Raw genomic sequence first — 3352 nt, forward strand, 5'->3', positions numbered from 1 at the left:
GGCTGGGCCGCGGCGATCCTGGTGCCGCTGGTGGCCACCGGCACCGAGTCGTCGGCTCCGCCGAACAGCGCGAGCACGGGGCAGCGCACCTCGGGCAGCAGCTCCGCGGGGTCCACGTCCATGCTGCGCGCGAAGAACTCCGCGTTCGCCGGGGTGGCGGTGGCCTGAGTGACCACGGCGTACCAGGGTCGGTCGGCGTAGTGCCGCTGCGCGTCGATGACGAGGTCGGCCGGCTCGCCGGAGCGCAGCCTCGCGGCCCGCCTGTCCACCCACGCCATGCCTTGCGCGTGGTCCGCCCCGTGCACCCCGTCGCGGCGCAGCCAACTGTCGATGCGCATGCGGTCCTGCTCGGCCATGCTCACGCCGGGACCGCTGATCGTCACGACCCGGTCGACCGCCTCCGGCGCCGTCCTCGCCGCGAGCAGCGACACCCAGCCGCCCTGGCTCCACCCGATCAGGCCGATCCGGTCGGGGTCGACACCGCGCCACCCGCGCAGCACCTCGACCGCGGCCAACGCCTCGGCCGCCCGGTCCGCGAACGACTGCGTCCGCCAGTCCCCCGGCGACGTCCCGCAGCCGGGCTTGTCGTGCACCAGCACCGCGACGCCGCACCCGCTGATCCACCCGGGCCAGCCGCCCCACTCGTCGAGGCCACCGCACCCGCTGCCGTCGACGAACACCAGTCCCGGGACGGGACGATCGGACCTCGGCCGCCGCACGAACGCGCGCAAGTCGCCCGCCGCGGCGGGGACGACGGTCGATTCCGCGATGAAGTCCTCCGCCATCGCCCGACGGTAACGGCATCACCGGATCCGGGGCGGGTTTTCCAGGAACTCCCGCACCGCCGCGGCGAAGCCGGCGGGGTCCTTCGCGTGGACGAAGTGGTCGGTGGCCAGTTCGACCAGTCGGGTGCCGGGTCGGCGGCGCACCATCCCACCGGTCATCTCCGGGTCGAGGCAGGGCTGCTCGGTGCCGGCGACCAGCAGCGCCGGGCAGGTGCTGCCCGTCCAGTCGGCCCAGTGGTCGCCGCGCCCGAGGCGCTCGGACGCGACGGTGTCCCGCGGGTGGAACGGCAACCGCCACCCGCCGTCCGGGGTGGGCCGCAGCAGGTCCCCGAACAGCGGCGCCAGCACCGGCCCCAGCGCGTCCAGCAGTTGCTCTCGGGTCGCCGCCCGGTAGGGCAGCCCGAGCACGAACTCCAGCGGGCTCGGGCCTTCCGGCAGCGCGGCGGCAGCCTCCTCGACGACCAGCGCGTCGACGCGCTCCGGGTGCCGCGCGGCGAGCTGGTAGGCGGTCATCCCGCCGCCGGAGTGACCGAGCGCCACCACAGCGTCCAGGCGCAGGTGGTCGAGCAGCGCGACGGCATCCGCGAGGTAGCCCTCCCGGGTGTAGTCATCCGCCCGGTCGGAGTCGCCGTGCCCGCGCTGGTCCGGCGCGACGACCCGCCACCGCGGCGCGAGCTCGGCCGCCAGCCCCTGCCAGTTCGCGGCCTCACCGAGGTGACCGTGCAGCGCCAGCAGCGGGCGACCCGGTCCACCGAAGTCGAGGTAGGACAGGCGACGATCCCCGATGTGCAGTTCGGCGCGCGTGACGGTGGTGCCGGACATGGCGTTCTCCCTGGTCAGTGGCTGGTGACAGAACCCTAGGCGCTATTTGGGCAAATGCGCAAGGCGTTTGCCTCAGACGATCGCGCAAGACGTATCCGGTCGACCGGTGTGGAGGAGCCCCGCCGATGTGCGCGGTAACCCGAGGTCAGCGCCGCCGCGGTGTTGACCGGCGCTCTCGGGGCTCGGCAGACTTGCGCGGTGATCGGTGGGGTGTCACCCGGAAGAGCGAATCTTCGACGCGGTCCCCACCGGATTCCCGACGACCTTGGCGGGACCGCCAAGAGGAGAGCCTCTCGTGGTTAGCCCACTGCGTTGCACGGTCATCGTCCCGACCTACAACAGGATGCGATTACTGGAGTTCACGCTCGACTCGCTCGTCCGGCAGGACCTGCCCCGTGACGGTTTCGAGGTGCTGGTCGTCGACGACGGCTCCAGCGACGACACGGCGGCCGTGGTGCGGCGGTTCGAGGACCGGCTCGACCTGCGGTACTTCTTCCAGCCCGACGAGGGCTACCAGCTGTCCCGGGCGCGGAACGTCGGCCTCCGGCACGCCGGAGGCGACATCTGCGTCTTCGTCGACTCCGGCGTGCTGCTGCACTCCGGCAGCCTGACCGCGCACGTGGCCGCGCACGACGCGTCCGAGGAACCGTTGGCGCTCAACGGTTATGTGTACTGCTTCAACCTCGACAACGCGGACGCCCAGCTCATCCGCGAGGCCGTCGACGTGGACGACGTCGACTCGACCATCGCGTCCCTCGCGCGGTCCGGGTCGTGGCCGGACGTGCGCGAACCGTTCTACGCCAGGCACTCCGACGACTTCAGCCACCTCCCCGCGCCGTGGTTGATGTACTGGACGTGCCACGCGTCGGCGCGGACGGAGCAGGTGCGCTCGGTCGGCATGTACGACGAGGCGTTCCAGCAGTGGGGCGGCGAGGACATCGAGCTCGCCTACCGGCTGCACCGGGACGGCGCCCGGTTCGCCGTGACCCGTGCGGCGACCTCGATCCACTACCCGCACGAGAAGGACCACGAGGACAACACGCGGTCGGCGCGGGACAGCTACCGCTACATCGCGGAGAAGCACGGGACGCCGATCACCCGGCTGCTCACCGAGGTGCCTCCCCTCCGCTTCTCGGCGTTCAACGACGTCATCGAGGAACGCGGACTGCCCGCCTGCGCCGACTACCTGGCGCGGGGCGGGGTCGCCGGGTAGATGGGCGGCCTCCGGAACCACCCCTGGGTCGGCACCGCGCGGCAGCAGTTCGCCGCACGCCGGGACATCGCCCGGCTGCTCCCCCGCGCCGGTGGCCGGCTGGTCGCCGCCCTGGTCGGGGTCGAACTGCTGCTCGGGTGCCTCCCGGTCGTGTTCACCGTGGCGACGGCGGGGGTGCTCGGGCGGGTGCCGGCGGCGGTCGACGCCGGGCCGGACTCCGGCGCGTGGGACTCGCTGGTCGCGGTGTTCGGCGTCGCGGCCGGCGCGTTCGTCCTCCGGCAGCTGGTCTCCCCGGCGGAACGCGCCATGGGCGAGCTGGTGACGCGCCGGATCGACGGCCGGGTGTTCGACGAGCTGATGGCGGCGTCGCTGCGCAGCCCCGGCCTCGGCCCGTTGGAGGACCAGCGGGCGCTCGACGCGCTGCGCACCGCCGCGCGGGAGGTGGAGTTCGGCGTGCAGAGCCCCGGCCGGGCGGCCACCGGCCTGCTGGCGCTGATCGCGCGGTACACCGAGCTGACCGGCTGCGCGGTCG

3 protein-coding genes and 1 pseudogene are annotated in these 3352 nt (G+C 73.3%); 2 read left to right on the forward strand and 2 right to left on the reverse strand.

Features of this window, described 5'->3' with window-relative positions:
• Both AB0G02_RS28535 and AB0G02_RS28540 read right to left on the reverse strand, forming a co-directional pair.
• The coding region (locus AB0G02_RS28535) for an alpha/beta hydrolase (protein ID WP_360799714.1) at positions 1–785 on the reverse strand (785 nt) is incomplete at its 3' end.
• Between the two features lie 18 nt (positions 786–803).
• Complete coding sequence (locus AB0G02_RS28540) at positions 804–1607, reverse strand: alpha/beta hydrolase (protein WP_360799717.1); 804 nt, start codon at positions 1605–1607, stop codon at positions 804–806.
• Positions 1608–1902: 295 nt separating this feature from the next.
• Between AB0G02_RS28540 and AB0G02_RS28545 the strand changes: the two genes are divergently transcribed.
• Together AB0G02_RS28545 and AB0G02_RS28550 are read left to right on the forward strand one after the other, a co-directional pair.
• Entirely contained in the window at positions 1903–2820 is a 918-nt protein-coding gene (locus AB0G02_RS28545) for a glycosyltransferase (RefSeq protein WP_360799720.1), read from the forward strand.
• Positions 2821–3352 (forward strand): annotated as a pseudogene (locus AB0G02_RS28550) (hypothetical protein); the annotation flags it as partial.

The sequence above is a fragment of the Actinosynnema sp. NPDC023658 genome, from assembly GCF_040639995.1.
Taxonomy (GTDB): Bacteria; Actinomycetota; Actinomycetes; order Mycobacteriales; family Pseudonocardiaceae; genus Actinosynnema.